Annotated in this window: 16 protein-coding genes; 8 read left to right on the forward strand and 8 right to left on the reverse strand. The window is 44.6% G+C overall.

Annotated elements, in window-relative coordinates:
- The first annotated feature begins 299 nt into the window (after window positions 1-299).
- The 3 genes from NIAKO_RS29635 (at window position 300) to NIAKO_RS29645 (ending at window position 4,999) form a co-directional block, all read left to right on the forward strand.
- Complete coding sequence (locus tag NIAKO_RS29635) at window positions 300-1,340, forward strand: homocysteine S-methyltransferase family protein (protein WP_014222154.1); 1,041 nt, start codon at window positions 300-302, stop codon at window positions 1,338-1,340.
- 42 nt (window positions 1,341-1,382) lie between these two features.
- Complete coding sequence (metH, locus tag NIAKO_RS29640) at window positions 1,383-4,094, forward strand: methionine synthase (RefSeq protein WP_014222155.1); 2,712 nt, start codon at window positions 1,383-1,385, stop codon at window positions 4,092-4,094.
- 86 nt (window positions 4,095-4,180) lie between these two features.
- A complete protein-coding gene (locus NIAKO_RS29645) occupies window positions 4,181-4,999 on the forward strand; it encodes a hypothetical protein (RefSeq protein ID WP_014222156.1) in 819 nt (272 codons plus the stop codon).
- A gap of 79 nt (window positions 5,000-5,078) precedes the next feature.
- Here the strand turns inward: NIAKO_RS29645 and NIAKO_RS29650 are convergent, their stop codons facing one another.
- The gene (locus NIAKO_RS29650; RefSeq protein ID WP_014222157.1) at window positions 5,079-5,828 is read right to left on the reverse strand and encodes an LOG family protein; all 750 of its coding nucleotides are present in this window, start codon (window positions 5,826-5,828) and stop codon (window positions 5,079-5,081) included.
- 40 nt (window positions 5,829-5,868) lie between these two features.
- Between NIAKO_RS29650 and NIAKO_RS29655 the strand changes: the two genes are divergently transcribed.
- From NIAKO_RS29655 to NIAKO_RS37615, 4 genes are all read left to right on the forward strand, one after another.
- On the forward strand, window positions 5,869-6,642 hold the full coding sequence (locus NIAKO_RS29655; RefSeq protein ID WP_014222158.1) for an exodeoxyribonuclease III: 774 nt from the start codon (window positions 5,869-5,871) through the stop codon (window positions 6,640-6,642).
- A 67-nt stretch (window positions 6,643-6,709) separates the two neighbouring features.
- Complete coding sequence (locus NIAKO_RS29660; RefSeq protein WP_014222159.1) at window positions 6,710-7,015, forward strand: DUF4286 family protein; 306 nt, start codon at window positions 6,710-6,712, stop codon at window positions 7,013-7,015.
- 289 nt (window positions 7,016-7,304) lie between these two features.
- Entirely contained in the window at window positions 7,305-7,574 is a 270-nt protein-coding gene (locus NIAKO_RS29665; protein ID WP_014222160.1) for an HU family DNA-binding protein, read from the forward strand.
- 100 nt (window positions 7,575-7,674) lie between these two features.
- Complete coding sequence (locus tag NIAKO_RS37615; protein WP_014222161.1) at window positions 7,675-7,785, forward strand: 30S ribosomal protein THX; 111 nt, start codon at window positions 7,675-7,677, stop codon at window positions 7,783-7,785.
- Between the two features lie 63 nt (window positions 7,786-7,848).
- Here NIAKO_RS37615 and pdxH read toward each other — a convergent pair whose 3' ends face one another.
- Window positions 7,849-8,493 carry a pyridoxamine 5'-phosphate oxidase gene (gene pdxH, locus NIAKO_RS29670; RefSeq protein WP_014222162.1) on the reverse strand — a complete coding sequence of 215 codons (645 nt, stop codon included), beginning with the start codon at window positions 8,491-8,493 and terminating at the stop codon, window positions 7,849-7,851.
- 94 nt (window positions 8,494-8,587) lie between these two features.
- Here pdxH and NIAKO_RS29675 point away from each other — a divergent pair, with 94 nt between their 5' ends.
- Window positions 8,588-9,664, forward strand: a complete 1,077-nt coding sequence (locus NIAKO_RS29675) for an RsiV family protein (protein WP_014222163.1) — start codon at window positions 8,588-8,590, stop codon at window positions 9,662-9,664.
- A gap of 154 nt (window positions 9,665-9,818) precedes the next feature.
- Here the strand turns inward: NIAKO_RS29675 and NIAKO_RS29680 are convergent, their stop codons facing one another.
- From NIAKO_RS29680 to rplM, 6 genes are all read right to left on the reverse strand, one after another.
- Window positions 9,819-10,877: a coiled-coil domain-containing protein gene (locus NIAKO_RS29680; protein WP_014222164.1), complete on the reverse strand. Its 1,059-nt coding sequence runs from the start codon at window positions 10,875-10,877 to the stop codon at window positions 9,819-9,821.
- Window positions 10,878-11,082: 205 nt separating this feature from the next.
- Window positions 11,083-11,796 carry a UMP kinase gene (gene pyrH / locus NIAKO_RS29685; RefSeq protein WP_014222165.1) on the reverse strand — a complete coding sequence of 238 codons (714 nt, stop codon included), beginning with the start codon at window positions 11,794-11,796 and terminating at the stop codon, window positions 11,083-11,085.
- Window positions 11,797-12,035: 239 nt separating this feature from the next.
- A complete protein-coding gene (tsf, locus tag NIAKO_RS29690; protein WP_014222166.1) occupies window positions 12,036-12,875 on the reverse strand; it encodes a translation elongation factor Ts in 840 nt (279 codons plus the stop codon).
- Window positions 12,876-13,018: 143 nt separating this feature from the next.
- Window positions 13,019-13,969 carry a 30S ribosomal protein S2 gene (rpsB, locus tag NIAKO_RS39635; RefSeq protein WP_014222167.1) on the reverse strand — a complete coding sequence of 317 codons (951 nt, stop codon included), beginning with the start codon at window positions 13,967-13,969 and terminating at the stop codon, window positions 13,019-13,021.
- Between the two features lie 95 nt (window positions 13,970-14,064).
- Window positions 14,065-14,454 (reverse strand): 30S ribosomal protein S9, encoded by a 390-nt coding sequence (gene rpsI / locus NIAKO_RS29700; RefSeq protein WP_014222168.1) that lies wholly within the window; start codon window positions 14,452-14,454, stop codon window positions 14,065-14,067.
- 13 nt (window positions 14,455-14,467) lie between these two features.
- Window positions 14,468-14,911 carry a 50S ribosomal protein L13 gene (gene rplM, locus NIAKO_RS29705; RefSeq protein ID WP_014222169.1) on the reverse strand — a complete coding sequence of 148 codons (444 nt, stop codon included), beginning with the start codon at window positions 14,909-14,911 and terminating at the stop codon, window positions 14,468-14,470.
- Between the last annotated feature and the right edge of the window lie 48 nt (window positions 14,912-14,959).

Here is a 14,959-nt window from a genome sequence, read left to right on the forward strand (position 1 = left end):
CTATTAACATAACAAGCTGTAAATTTGCACCCGCATGGGCGGATTTGTTTATTGTTCGGCCTGTGCATCCTGAGCAGGTTGGGATCCGGTAACTGGCATCCTGATAAACATCGGGCAAACGCTTAAAACTGAACTAATAAACGACAAGAAACTCTCGCTAAAACAGTTTCCCAACGTTTACAGGTTCGGTTCAATATTATAGAGTCGGCGATAGTAACTACTATCAGCGATCTTCGTATTCTTCAGCGTCCGGAACTGCTCATCAACAAACCGATTTGAAAAATTAAAAGGAGGGCAGCATGAAAACAATACAACAGAGTCTTAAAGAACGTATCCTGATCATCGATGGCGCCATGGGCACCATGATCCAACGGCATAAGTTAGAAGAAGCTGATTATCGTGGCGAGCGTTTTAAAGACTGGGCGAGTGACCTCAAAGGCAATAATGACCTGCTGGTGCTTACTCAACCCGATATTATCAAAGGCATTCATAAATTATACCTCGCAGCCGGGGCTGATATTATTGAAACCAATACGTTCAATGCGCAGGTTATTTCGCTGGCAGATTACCACATGGAATCCCTGGCCTATGAGCTGAACGTTGCGGCTGCCAAAATTGCCAAAGAAGCTGTTGAGGAGTTTTTCTCCTCCCCCACCGGGGGAGGCCGGGAGGGGGCCAGTGGCCGGGATAGGGCCTACGTAGCCGGCGCAATCGGTCCGCTTAATAAAACCCTCTCTTTATCGCCCGATGTAAACAACCCCGGATACCGGGCCCTTACATTCGACGAGGCAGTGAGTGCTTATTACGAACAGGTAAAAGGACTGGTAGATGGCGGCGTTGACCTGCTGTTGATCGAAACCATTTTCGATACCCTGAATGCCAAAGCAGCCATTTATGCTATTAAAAAATATTTCGCTGATGTAAACAAGCCGGAAGTTCCCATCATGATCAGTGGTACCATCACCGATGCATCGGGCCGTACCCTGAGCGGACAAACCCTGGAAGCCTTTTATACATCAGTAATGCATGCCAAACCACTTTCCATTGGCCTGAACTGTGCGTTAGGCGCTTCGGAAATGCGGCCGCACATTGAGGAGTTAAGCCAGATCGCCTCCTGCTTTACCTCAGCTTATCCCAATGCAGGCTTACCCAACGCCATGGGTGAATATGATGAACAGCCTGAACAAACCGCTCACTTCCTGGAAGAATGGGCCCGTGAAGGTTTTGTCAATATTGTAGGTGGTTGTTGCGGTACTACCCCCGACCACATCAAACACATTGCCGATCATGTTCGCAACTTTAAACCACGACCATTACCGGTTTTGGAAACGGCGTTATAAGATCATAAATTTTGAAAAACTATTTGTAAGGTAAAACAGCATATGTCAGCTAACTTTTCGATAAAACCATACTTGCGGCTTTCGGGGTTAGAACCCCTGGTTATTCGTCCTGAAACAAACTTTGTAAACGTAGGGGAACGTACCAACGTAACCGGTTCAAAAAAGTTTGCCCGTCTTATCAGGGAAAACAAGTATGAAGAAGCGCTTAGCGTAGCCCGCCAACAGGTAGAAAGCGGCGCCCAGGTACTGGACGTAAACATGGACGATGCCCTGCTGGATGGCGTAAAGGCCATGACCACCTTCCTGAACCTGCTGCAAAGCGAACCCGATATTGCCAAGATCCCTGTAATGATCGACAGCTCTAAATTCGAGATCATTGAAGCAGGCTTAAAATGTGTTCAGGGTAAATGTATCGTGAACTCTATTTCCATGAAAGAGGGAATAGAAAAGTTCAAACGCGAAGCGAATATCTGTAAGCTGTATGGCGCCTCGGTAGTGGTGATGGCGTTTGATGAAAACGGCCAGGCCGATACGCTGCAACGCCGGGTTGACATTTGCGAAAAGGCTTACAAGATCCTCACAGAAGAAGTAGGGTACGATCCTCAGGATATCATTTTTGACCCCAACATATTTGCAGTAGCAACCGGTATTGAAGAGCACAATAATTACGCCGTTGACTTTATTGAAGCTACCCGCATTATTAAACAAAAAATGCCCCTTGCCAAAATCAGTGGTGGGGTAAGTAATATTTCCTTCTCCTTCCGCGGTAATGAACCCGTGCGCGAGGCCATGCACTCCGTGTTCCTGTACCATACCATTAAAGCTGGTATGGATATGGGCATTGTTAACGCAGGCCAGCTGGTGGTATATGATGAAATTGAGCCGCAGTTACGCGAGCTGTGTGAAGATGTGATCCAGAACCGCCGGGAAGATGCTACCGATCGCCTGATTGCCTTTGCTGAAACGGTAAAAGCAAAAGACAAGACCGAAGTTAAGAACGAAGCCTGGCGCAGCAACTCTGTAGAAGAACGCCTTAAACATGCGCTTGTAAACGGCATTACAGACTATATAGACCAGGATACGGAAGAAGCCAGGCAGAAATACCCCAAACCGCTCGACGTCATTGAAGGACCTCTTATGAACGGCATGAACGTGGTGGGTGACCTCTTCGGCAGTGGTAAAATGTTCCTGCCGCAGGTGGTAAAAAGTGCGCGGGTGATGAAAAAATCAGTGGCCATTCTTACCCCGTTTATTGAAGAAGAAAAGGAAAGATTGCGCGCCGCGGGCGGAGAGAGCCAGGCCTCAGGGGCAGCCAAAATTCTGTTGGCTACCGTTAAAGGCGATGTACACGATATTGGAAAAAATATTGTAGGAGTTGTACTGGGTTGTAATGGCTACGACATTATTGACCTGGGTGTGATGGTACCGGCCGATAAAATACTGGAGACAGCACAAAAGGAAAAAGTAGATATTATTGGGTTAAGCGGTCTTATTACCCCCTCACTCGATGAAATGGTGCATGTGGCCCATGAAATGAAACGGCGCAACATGAACCAGCCCCTGCTGATCGGCGGCGCTACTACCTCCCGCATGCATACGGCCGTTAAAATAGCCCCTCAATACGAAAATGGAGTAGTGCACGTGCTGGATGCATCCAGAAGCGTTACTGTAGCCGGTTCCTTATTAAGCAAAGAACAAAAACCTGAATACCTGGCAAATGTTGGGAGGGAATACCAAAAGCTGCGTGAAGATTTTGGCAGCAAGAAAACCGCCAAGCAATACCTGAAATTCGGGGAAGCCCAGGAAAATAAAGTAGCCATTGACTGGAGCAGTTTTAAGCCAACCGTTCCACAGTTCACCGGCACCCGTATATTTGATAACTTCGATCTGAATGAACTCGTAGACTATATCGACTGGGGTCCCTTCTTTATTGCCTGGGAGTTACATGGTAAGTTCCCGGCTATTTTACAGGACGAAAAAGTAGGAAAAGAAGCTATCAAACTGTTTGAGGATGCCAATCAGCTGCTTAAAACCATCATTAAAGAAAAATGGTTAACGGCCCGCGGGGTTATCGGTTTCTGGCAGGCAGCAGGTGATGGAAAAGATTCCACCTTAATTTATGATGACAATGGCGCAGAAATAGCCCGCCTGGAGCATTTGCGCCAACAGAATAAAAAGGCCGCAGGGCAGCCTAACTTCTCATTATCCGATTTTATTAAACCAGGTAATGGTAAGGCCACAGATTACCTGGGCGCTTTTGCAGTAACCATCCAGGGTATAGAACCTCACATTAAAAAGTTCATAGAAAATCACGACGACTACAACAAAATCATGTTACAGGTGTTAGCTGATAGGCTTGCCGAAGCCTTTGCAGAACTGTTACATGAAAAAGTGCGGAAGGATTTCTGGGGCTATGCCAAAGAGGAGCATTTCAGCAATGAAGAGCTGATAAAAGAATCATACTCAGGCATCAGGCCGGCGCCGGGTTATCCTGCCTGTCCCGATCATACGGAGAAATATAAGTTATTCGATTTACTGGGTGGTGAGCAGGCAACGCAAATTACATTAACAGAATCGCTTGCAATGTACCCTGCCTCTTCCATTTGCGGCTGGTATTTTGGCCATCCACAAAGCCAGTATTTTGGTTTAGGCAAGATCCAGAAAGACCAGGTTGAAGACTACGCCAGCCGTAAAAACATGCAGGTTGAAGAGGTAGAACGCTGGCTGCGCCCGGTTCTGGAGTACGATGTGTAATATTTTGTAGCTCTTAATTCACAATATTAAAATAAGCATATTCGTTTGGACAACGTTCCCTTGAAAATGCCTTTAACTGTAGCGTAATGAGAAAATTCAGTAGAAGTGCTATTGTGGCAATAGCAACATTGATCGTGCCTTTTTTTGCAGCAGCTCAATCCAAATATCAGTATCCTAAACGTAAGGGGGAGTTATATTTCTCCTGGGGATATAATACAGAATGGTACACACATAGTAACATTCGTGTTAACCAGCCTGAGCTTGGTAACTACTACCTTTTTAATCACGTAAAGGCTCACGACCATGAAGGTTGGAATGAAGGCCTGTTTAAAAAGGCCCTTACCATACCTCAGTACAACTACCGTCTTGGCTATATCTTCAACCAGGAAAAAGGACTGGGCTTTGAAATCAACTTCGATCACACCAAGTATATTTTTGCCGATCAGAACGTTCGCATTACCGGTAAAATGGGCGCCAACAAAGGTGTTGATACCACTGTGGCATTCAATGCAGCCAATGGATTTTATTATTATCTGAATAATGGGGCTAACTTTTTACTGTTCAACTTCGTGAAACGCTGGCACCTGGAAAATGTAGCCCATAATAAAATAAGAATCGATGCCCTCGGGAAAGCGGGTATTGGTCCTGTTATCCCTCACGTAGACAACAGCCTTTTTGGTCAGAATAACGACCCTGATTTTCAGTTTGGCGGCTGGAACGTAGGAATTGAAGGCTGTATCAAAGCCACTTTCTTCAACACTGTTTACCTGGAATACTCAAACAAAATTGATTATGCCCGGTATTCACACCTGGCCGTTTATAAAGGCAGAGCCAGTCAGTCATTTGGCACCTATGAAATGGTGTTAAGCCTTGGCATCGCAATTCCCTCTGGCAAAAAGATTTAAAAGAGATCATACTTAACATAAGTTAAAAGGGGCAAAGCAGTAATACCGCTTTGCCCCTTTTGATTTATATACAACGCTGTTATCGCTTTTCAAACAACCACCAGAAACGTTTGCGGGATTTTACTTTATAGTTCTGGCTTATATAGGTACGAATATGGTCCATGGCTTCATCTATGCTATCGGTTAACAAAACCAGTTTCATATCGTCGCGGCTAATGGTTCCCTGCAAGGCCATAAACTCGGCATAATTCCACAAGTTGCTGTAGTATTCCTTACCAAACAAAACAATGGGGAACTGGGTAATGGTTTTTGTTTGTACCAGGGTTAAGGTTTCAAAAAACTCATCCATGGTGCCAAACCCGCCCGGCATAATGATGAATGCATATGAATATTTAACCATCAGCACTTTGCGAACAAAGAAATGTTCGAATGTGATGGACTTGTTCATGTATTTGTTGGCCTGTTGTTCAAAAGGTAACTGAATGTTACAGCCAACAGAAGGCCCGCCATTTTCAAAAGCGCCGCGGTTGGCAGCTTCCATAACACCGGGTCCGCCCCCGGTCATAGTAGTAAAGCCAATTTCGGCAATGCGTTTTCCAAATTCCCGGGAAGCATCATAGTAAGGATGGTCTTCTTTAAACCGGGCCGACCCAAAAACGGTGATACAGGGTCCCACAAAGTGTAGTGTACGAAATCCTTTTATGAATTGTCTGAATACGCGCCAGGCAAAACCCAGCTCATAACGTCGGCTTTTAGGCCCATCCAGATAAACCTGTTCTTTCGGTGGAATTATCGGTTCAATCTTTTTCTTTGCTGAAGCTGCTTCCATATCAATAGTGTAAATTGCCAGCCAAATTAAACAAAAAAACATGCGCATTATTAGTTATAATGTGAATGGCATAAGAGCCGCCATGACCAAGGGTTTTTGCGATTGGTTAAAAACCGATCCGGCAGATATTATCTGTTTGCAGGAAACAAAAGCCACTAAAGACAATGTTAACCGCCAGCAGATCATCGATTGCGGTTACGAGGACTACTGGTTTTCGGCAACAAAAAAAGGATACAGTGGCGTGGCGGTGCTGACAAAAATAAAACCCGACAACGTTGAATACGGTAACCAACATGCTGTAAGTGATGATGAAGGCAGAGTTATACAACTTGATTTTGGTGACATCAGGCTTATAAACGCGTATTTTCCCTCTGGTACAACGGGCGATGTACGGCAAACATTCAAATACGAGTGGCTGAATGATTTTCATTCGTACCTGGAAACATTGAAAAAGAAATATCCCAACCTGATACTGTGCGGCGATTATAATATTGCACATACCGAACTGGATATTCACGATCCCAAAGGGAATAAAAACACTTCGGGCTTTTTACCTGAGGAAAGAGCATGGATGGATCAATTTTTACAGAACGGCTGGATAGATACCTTCCGGGTTTTCCACAATGAACCACACCGGTACAGCTGGTGGAGCCAGCGTTTTCCCACGGTACGGGCGCAAAATAAAGGTTGGCGGCTCGACTATATTACCGCCACCGATCCCCTGCGCAGCCGGTTAAAAAGTGCAGACATTTACCACGATGTTAAACACAGCGACCACTGCCCTGTGTACCTTGAATTGACAAAAGTGCAATAAATGTAATTTTTACAGCTTATCTGCGTTTATCACAACACTATTAGCAGAATTTTGTTACACCATTACCATGATCGTATTCAACAACACCATTAAGATCGATCCGTTCATAGAGGAAGCGTGGTTACAGTGGCTGATTCAGGAACACATACCCGAGATAATGGCATTAGGATTGTTTACAGAATGGAAAATGTTCAGGTTGCTGGAGCAGGATGATACAGAAGGCATGACCTTTGTTATACAATATTTCGCTCCTTCATTGGAGAATTACTATCAGTTTACAGAGGAGTTTGCACCAGCCCTGCAAAGGAGATCTTTCGATAAATGGGGCGATCGTTTCATTGCATTCCGTACTATAATGGAGGTTGTGCACTGAGTGTGGATAATAATATTTTAACAGCCATCAGGCTAAATTTATTGTATATTCCACGAAACCCTTTACCGGCCAGCATTTCAGCGGATAATGCATGAAACATAAGGCCCTACAGCATTTCAGCGTGTAACATCAATTCACAAAACGTATTACAAAACATTTCAATTTGCTAAAAACCTTATCCCAAGCGGCTTTCAGCATTTTATCAAATGTTAATTTTTCGACCAAAAAATTTTGTTTCAACCAAAAACCGGCTAAATTTGTCTCTGCATAATTTTTAAAAAATCACACTATGAACAAAGCTGAATTAATTGCAAAACTTGCCGATGATTCAGGCATTACTAAGACACAGGCTAATGCTGCTCTCGATTCTTTTATTGAAGCAGTTACTAAGACCTTAAAAGGTGGTGGTAAAGTTACCCTGGTTGGTTTTGGTACATTCTCTGTATCAAAAAGAGCAGCTCGCAATGGTCGTAATCCGCAAACCGGTGCTGTGATTAAGATTAAAGCTAAAAAAGTTGCCCGTTTCAAAGCTGGTAAAGAATTGCAGGCTAAATTATAATTTCTGCCTAAAGCACGAAAGGCTCCGTTACTGCATGCGAAGTATCGGAGCTTTTTTTATTTTTGCATTTCTAAACAATTCACTTTAATAAACACATAACATGGGTAGAGGAGATAAAAAAACGAAAAAAGGTAAAACCTTTAAAGGTTCATACGGAAAAAGCCGCCCTGCGCGGGTAAAAAAGGCTGTTGCCGCTGATAAAAAGAAGTAGGCATTTGTTAACAGGTTAGCAAGCAAGCTTGTTAACCTGTTAACCTTTCAACCAGTTAACTGATTACGGCGCCAAACGCTCTATTTTCCACTCATTATTGCCTTCCAGGGTATATTGCAACCGGTCGTGCAAACGGCTGGGACGGCCCTGCCAGAACTCGATGGTAACAGGTTTTACCCGGTAACCTCCCCAGTGAGCCGGCCTTTTTAACGGTTTACCAGAGAAATCCTTAGCGTATGTTTTCTCCCTTTCCTGCAGCCATTCCCGGCTTATAATCACCTGGCTTTGCGGCGATGCCCAGGCCCCGATACGGCTGCCTTCAGGGCGACTGTTAAAATAAGCATCGCTTTCCACGTCACTTACCTTTTCAACCAGTCCGGTAATGCGTACCTGCCGTTCCAGTTCTTTCCAGAAAAATACCAGGCATGCGCGTGGGTTTTCGGCCAGATGCATTCCTTTAAAGCTTTCATAATTGGTAAAAAACACAAACCCCCCGTCATCGAACCCTTTCAGCAGCACAATACGTGCAGCAGGAATGCCGTCTGCCGATGCGGTGGCCAGCGTCATGGCGTTTACTTCGTCAATTTCGCTGTGGATGGCTTCCTGCCACCAGTTGTTGAACTGGGCAATGGCATTCACATTTACATCTTTCTCCAGTAATGATTGTAACTTATAATCTTTACGTATATCAGCAATAGTAGATGACATAGGCTTTATTTAATGGCACAAAGTTAATGGCATCTGAAATTAACCTCACTGATTTTGATCATACCTGTTTACAGATTAATTTAGGTCTCTTCGTATGAGACACATATACATACTGTTATTTATACTTGGCAGTGTTACTACCACACTTGCCCAAACCAGTAAACCGGCCCCTGTTGTAACCCGTTATTACAATTTTACCGGCGCCATAGATAAATACCCGGTTACTTTTCACTTATACCGGGTCAATGATAAGTTCAGTGGCTGTTACTATTACAACAGCTCCGAAGAAGCCATCGACATCTCCGGCAATATAAATAAGGACCGTTTTTTAGAGCTTGCCCATAGCGATGGAGAAGGAAATGCAACCGAAGTTTTATCGGGAAACTTCAAAGACAGCACCTTTTCAGGTACCTGGTCGTATAAAGGCAAGCTACTGGCTTTTCGCGTTAGCACTAAAAACAACAACAGCGGGCTGGCCTTTGATTATATCTACACGCAAGGGGAGAAAAAGTTGCCTAAAGCAGAATATGGCCGTGCCGAATTGAACTATGAAGCGGCTGCGGTGTGGCCGGTCGCAGGTTCGCAACACCCGGCTGCCAACCTTATAAAGCAATTGATTGCCGCCGAATTTGATGAAAAAAGCAGCGGAGAGGAGATAGGGATGGTAATGATAAAACAGAAGAACGAAATACTGAACCCTGTTAGAAAAGAAGATGAGGCTATAACCTACGACCTGGAAAAAGAGGTGCAGGTAACCTACCTGAGCGAAAAACTGCTCACCCTGTCAGCCAGTACTTATATCGATGGTGGCGGAGCACACCCTAATCACTATACATTTTATCACTGTGTTGACCTTATTCACAACCGCAAGCTTACTATAACCGATATACTGGATACCGTAACCTGCCGGGCAATGTTACAAGCCCTGCTCGAAAAAAAGTTCCGCACAGTTAACCATTTAGGCAAAGAAGAAAAAATATCCGACTACCTGTTCTCCAACATCATTCCCGTTGGCCAGAATATTATGCTTACGTCAAAAGGCATAGGTTTTCATTACAATCCTTATGAAGTAGGCTCTTATGCACAGGGAGATGTGTATTTATATATTTCGTATAAGGAACTTGACAGTTGTTTAAAGCCGGAGTTTAAGCAGTTGATGGAGATGAATTAATATGTTGAATATCGAATTTTGAATATCGGATGTAGAAGTGAATACAAGGAAATGAAAAATGAAGAATTAAAAATGAGGAATGAGAAAGGTGAATACAGTTTACTCGGCGCTGCGGGAGCTTATGGCTTACAGCTTGGAGCCCGAGCTGTTCTCTTTATTCCGGCGGCGAATCGCTGCTTTTACCGCCGCTTTTGCCCTGCACCCGGGCCAGCATCACTTCTATTTCACTCATGCGCCGGAGTTGATTCTCGAGCTTTTTATTGTGTTCTGAGATCTGTTGCAGATCGCGGTTGAGCTCTTCGAGGAAGGAAACTTTTTTTTGTAACGTCTGCCGCTGAAAATTCGATTCGCGCAGCTTTTCTTCCGTATCGGACAACAACCTCGACAGCCGCTGGTTCTCTTCCAGCAAATCGAGGTGCTTTTGTTTGTATTCGTCAAACTCCCTGATGAGTTTGAAATGTGTCTGTTGCAACTCCTCCAGCTCATATTGGCGGCTGGGCGGGTTGCTAAGGCTTTCCACCTTCGACATTTTCTCCCGGATGGCATTAAATTCCTCATACGCCTTTTGCATCCGTTCTTCCATTTCTTCCGAGAGCAATTGCGACTGTTCCAGTTCGTGAATGCGCGCGTCTTTATTGCTGAGCACCAGCAACATTTCATTTAACCGGGCGTTCAGCTCCTCATTCGCCTTTATGGTGTCAATATGCTTGTATTCTGTTTGCTTTAACAGCTCTATCTGGTCGAGCAATAAGGTGATCTGCTGGTTTTGTTCCCCCAGGGCGTCCTGTGTTTTTTGCAACCTCAACAGGTATTCTTCGCTCTGCTCTTCCTGGGAGCCGGCGTGCACTACAGCGGGCTGAGTGGGCGCGGCATCGTGCCGACGTTTTAATTCTTTGTGTAATTCTTCAACTTCTATAGTGAGCAATTCTTCGTTGTCGCGTACAGTATCGAGGTCGCGGCGCAATTGCATCTGGATCTTTTCCTGCACTTCCATTTCCTCGTAATATTTCACGCGCCATTCGTCGGTATTTTGAAAAGCCGCATCGGCTATTATGGGAGGTTCGGGTCTGGGGATGTTTATGTTCATGGTTCTGCGGCTCACCAGAAAGAAATGAATAAAGAAGCCCAATGCTACCCCGCCAAGCAGGAAGACAATAATTTCCATAACCCCAACATACATCTGGTACCCCAGTAAAACCAATAAACAGTTCATAACGGCTTCGGAATTAGAATAAACACCACATCACGCGAGGGTGATCTTCTTTCATACACAGCACTATATTTTTCATGGGATCTCAGACCAGGAGGTAATGAAAAAACCACCAATCTGGTGGTTTTTCTTATTGGAAATTTAATACGTTAATTCGATAAATGCAAAAAGGCCGACTAATAATTTTAAGTTAATGTTTATCAGTCACTTATCCTTTAACCAGGGTGCCTACTTTTTCGCCACAGGCCACCCGGCGCAGGTTTCCGGGTTTGTTCATGTCAAACACAATGATGGGGAGTTTATTTTCCATACACAGTGTAAATGCCGTCATATCCATTACCCGCAGGTTTTTGCTGATACATTCCTGGAAGGTGATGGTATCGAATTTCTTTGCAGTGGGATCTTTTTCGGGGTCAGCCGTGTAAATACCATCAACACGGGTGCCTTTCAGGATCACATCGGCCTGTATTTCAATAGCACGCAACGAGCCGGCGGTATCGGTAGTGAAGTATGGGTTACCGGTTCCGGCGCCAAAGATCACTACTCTGCCTTTTTCAACGTGGCGGATGGCGCGGCGACGGATGTAGGGTTCTGCGATCTGCTCCATTTTAATGGCGCTTTGCAAACGCGTAAAAACCCCGATTTTCTCCAGCATGGCCTGCATTGCCATTCCATTGATAACCGTGGCCAGCATGCCCATATAATCGCCGTGAGCGCGTTCAATACCTGTTTCTGCCTCATTCATTCCCCGGTAAATATTACCACCCCCAATTACTATAGCCACCTGAACACCCAGTTCAACCAACTCTTTAATATCGTGTGCGTACTGTGCCAGGATAGCGGGGTCCATTCCAAAACTCTTATCGCCCATTAACGATTCACCGGAAAGCTTTACTAAAATGCGCTTGTACTTTGGTAGCATGTATGAATGACCTTTTTATTTTTTGATTGTCAAATTCCTGTTTTAACCAACGCTAAACACAGAACTAAAGAACCAAGAACAGCCGGTTTAGTTCTCAAAGGGCTGTGCAAAGAAAGGATTTTTTATTAATGTTTTACAGCTTTTGTAAAATGCTTTGCTAACAACCGCATTTTAGGCCAAATAAAAAAGGGAACACCCGTTACGGATGCTCCCTTTTTTTATATTTTAATGCGTTAAGCTTATCCTAAAGCTACACGCTTGAATTCAGTAACCTGTAAACCACCATCTACACTTTTCAGGTAATCACCAACGGTTTTAGCATTATCTTTTACGAAAGCCTGGTTTACCAGGGTGCTTTCTTTGAAGAATGCGTTCAATTTACCTTCTGCGATCTTGTTGATCATCTCATCTGGCTTTCCGGCCATTTTAGGATCAGCTTTGATTTGCTCGGTAACAATAGCGCGCTCGCGCTCGATGGTAGCAGCAGATACTGAGCTTGCATCAACAGCAACGGGGTTCATAGCAGCAATTTGCATAGCTACGTCTTTACCGGCTTCCGGAGCAGCTTTAGTCATACCCACCAGTACACCTATACGGTTAGCACCGTGAATGTATGAAGCTACGTAGTCAGCATCAACACGCTCAAATTTAGTGATACCGATCTTTTCACCAATGCTCGCCAGTTTATCGTTAACCAGGTCGGCAACTTTAGCGCCATTGATAGAAATGCCATTCAGTTCATCGAGGCTTTTTACATTGCCGGCAACAGCAGCATCGATGATGCTTTGTGCAAAAGCGATGAAATCAGAGTTTTTACCAACGAAGTCGGTTTCGCAGCTCAGGCAGATAGCGATACCGGTTTTATTATCGGCTGTTGTTTTAGCCAGCACCACACCTTCTTTTGCCTCACGATCGCCACGCAGCGCAGCTACCTTGGCGCCTTTTTTACGAAGCCAGTCAATAGCAGCTTCGAAATCGCCATTGGTTTCTGTCAATGCTTTGCGGCAATCCATCATGCCAGCGCCGGTCATTTGGCGAAGCTTGTTAATATCAGCGGCAGTAATAGCAACTCCTGACATATAAAATAGATAATTTAAATATTATGAAAATTTGAAAATGATTCCACAAATAACCTGAATTAACGCACAGGATCTTTTGAGGAATCATTTTCATTTTATTAATTCTGTTCAGTAGCGAACCAAACGCACAAGAGTGCGACGCACTATCTTCTGCCACCGCCAGGTCCACGGTTACCGCCACCACGGTTACCGCCGCCACCGCCACGGTTCTGGCCACCACCGCGATGACCACCGCCACCGCCATGACCACGGCCACCGCCGCCGCCACCTGCATTGTTACCACCGCCTCTGTTTCCACCACGGCCACGACCACCTTCAGCTTCAGCTTCAGCTAATAAGCGCTGAGCTTTCTTTTCTTTTTCGTCGTCTGTTTGCTCGTCAGCATCTTCGTCTTTAGCCGCTTGTCTTTCAGCAAGACCTTCAGCTATAGCAGCAGTGATATATTGAGTGATGATTGCGATAGACTTTGTAGCGTCGTCGTTTGCAGGGATCGCAAAGTCAACTTTATTAGGATCACAGTTGGTATCAACCATACCAAAAGTGGTAATACCCAGTCTTTTGGCTTCAGCCAGCGCAATGTGCTCGTGACCGATGTCGATGATGAACAAAGCTGCAGGTACACGGCCCAGTTGGCTGATACCACCCAGTACTTTATCCATTTTATCACGGTCGCGGCCGAGGGTTAATTTCTCTTTTTTAGTCAGAACGTCTGCAGTGCTTTCAGTCAGCATTTTGTCAATGCTCTGCATTTTCTTAACGCTCTTACGAACGGTGTTGAAGTTGGTTAACATACCACCCAACCAACGCTCGGTAACGAAAGGCATGTTTACTTTACGTGCGCACTCAGTAACAATTTCTTTAGCCTGTTTCTTAGTACCTACAAACATGATCTTTTTACCGCTGCGGGCAATCTGCTTTAAGGCAGCTGCTGCTTCTGTGAGGTGTTCGGTAGTTTTATTCAGATCAATGATGTGAATGCCTTTCTTTTCAGCAAAAATGTAAGGCAACATTTTTGGGTTCCACTTCTTACGCAGGTGACCAAAGTGTACACCGGCATCCAGGAGCTGCTGTTGCAATGAAGTGTTATTTTCCATTTAACTAAGTTGAAAATGTGTGTTTGAATAAATTGATAATAACCACAAGCGTTTCCAAAACGCTCTCCGCCATCTGGCGAAGGCGCTGGTATGGATTAACGTTTGCTGAACTGGTAGCTGCGACGAGCTTTTTTGTGACCGAATTTCTTACGTTCAACAGATCTCGGATCGCGTTTCAGAACACCAACCGCTTTTAATGCTGGACGATAATCAGCGCTTACTTCGAGTAAAGCACGACCGATGCCCAGTTTAGCAGCTTCAGCCTGACCTTTCATACCACCACCGGCAGCATTGATCTTTACATCAAATTTATCCAACGATTGAGTTGCTTTTAAAGGCAGCTCTACCTGGTTTTGCAGATATACCAGTGAAAAATATTCTTTGTAGTCTTTATCGTTAACGGTGATCTTACCGGTTCCACGTGACAACCAAACTCGTGTCACAGCTTCTTTACGACGACCTACGGCATTTTTTTGCTTTTCCATGTATTGTAAACAATTAGAAAGTTAAAGATTGAGGTTTTTGTGCAGCATGCTCGTGTTGGTCGCCGGCATACACAAATAATTTCTTATACATTTTGCGGCCAAGGCGATTCTTAGGCAACATACCTTTTACCGCTCTTTCTACCACTACTTCCGGACGACGGCGCAGCAGTTCGCGGGCTGTTTCAGCTTTTTGACCACCGGGGTAACCAGAGAAGGTCAGGTATTCTTTTTCTTCAGTTTTGTTACCGGTGAATTTTACTTTGTCCGCATTGATAACGATAATGTAGTCTCCGCAATCAACATGTGGCGTATAGTAGGGCTTATTCTTACCACGAAGAATAGCTGCTATTTTCGCGCACATGCGTCCCACGGTTTGATTGGTACCGTCTACAACATACCAGTTGCGTTTTACGGTAGCCGCATTCGCATGTTGGGTAGTGAAATGTAGTTTACTCATTTTTGAAAAATTGTTGGCTGAAAATTGCTTCAGCCGGTTAAGAATATA

It is taken from the genome of Niastella koreensis GR20-10 (assembly GCF_000246855.1).
In the GTDB taxonomy this organism is placed as follows: Bacteria; Bacteroidota; Bacteroidia; order Chitinophagales; family Chitinophagaceae; genus Niastella; species Niastella koreensis.

Bases quoted from the DNA above. Each gene is read 5' to 3' on its own strand.
- NIAKO_RS29635 (WP_014222154.1), top strand. From the start codon at position 300: ATGAAAACAATACAACAGAGTCTTAAAGAACGTATCCTGATCATCGAT.
- metH (WP_014222155.1), top strand. From the start codon at position 1,383: ATGTCAGCTAACTTTTCGATAAAACCATACTTGCGGCTTTCGGGGTTA.
- NIAKO_RS29645 (WP_014222156.1), top strand. From the start codon at position 4,181: ATGAGAAAATTCAGTAGAAGTGCTATTGTGGCAATAGCAACATTGATC.
- NIAKO_RS29650 (WP_014222157.1), bottom strand. From the start codon at position 5,828: ATGGAAGCAGCTTCAGCAAAGAAAAAGATTGAACCGATAATTCCACCG.
- NIAKO_RS29655 (WP_014222158.1), top strand. From the start codon at position 5,869: ATGCGCATTATTAGTTATAATGTGAATGGCATAAGAGCCGCCATGACC.
- NIAKO_RS29660 (WP_014222159.1), top strand. From the start codon at position 6,710: ATGATCGTATTCAACAACACCATTAAGATCGATCCGTTCATAGAGGAA.
- NIAKO_RS29665 (WP_014222160.1), top strand. From the start codon at position 7,305: ATGAACAAAGCTGAATTAATTGCAAAACTTGCCGATGATTCAGGCATT.
- NIAKO_RS37615 (WP_014222161.1), top strand. From the start codon at position 7,675: ATGGGTAGAGGAGATAAAAAAACGAAAAAAGGTAAAACCTTTAAAGGT.
- pdxH (WP_014222162.1), bottom strand. From the start codon at position 8,493: ATGTCATCTACTATTGCTGATATACGTAAAGATTATAAGTTACAATCA.
- NIAKO_RS29675 (WP_014222163.1), top strand. From the start codon at position 8,588: ATGAGACACATATACATACTGTTATTTATACTTGGCAGTGTTACTACC.
- NIAKO_RS29680 (WP_014222164.1), bottom strand. From the start codon at position 10,877: ATGAACTGTTTATTGGTTTTACTGGGGTACCAGATGTATGTTGGGGTT.
- pyrH (WP_014222165.1), bottom strand. From the start codon at position 11,796: ATGCTACCAAAGTACAAGCGCATTTTAGTAAAGCTTTCCGGTGAATCG.
- tsf (WP_014222166.1), bottom strand. From the start codon at position 12,875: ATGTCAGGAGTTGCTATTACTGCCGCTGATATTAACAAGCTTCGCCAA.
- rpsB (WP_014222167.1), bottom strand. From the start codon at position 13,969: ATGGAAAATAACACTTCATTGCAACAGCAGCTCCTGGATGCCGGTGTA.
- rpsI (WP_014222168.1), bottom strand. From the start codon at position 14,454: ATGGAAAAGCAAAAAAATGCCGTAGGTCGTCGTAAAGAAGCTGTGACA.
- rplM (WP_014222169.1), bottom strand. From the start codon at position 14,911: ATGAGTAAACTACATTTCACTACCCAACATGCGAATGCGGCTACCGTA.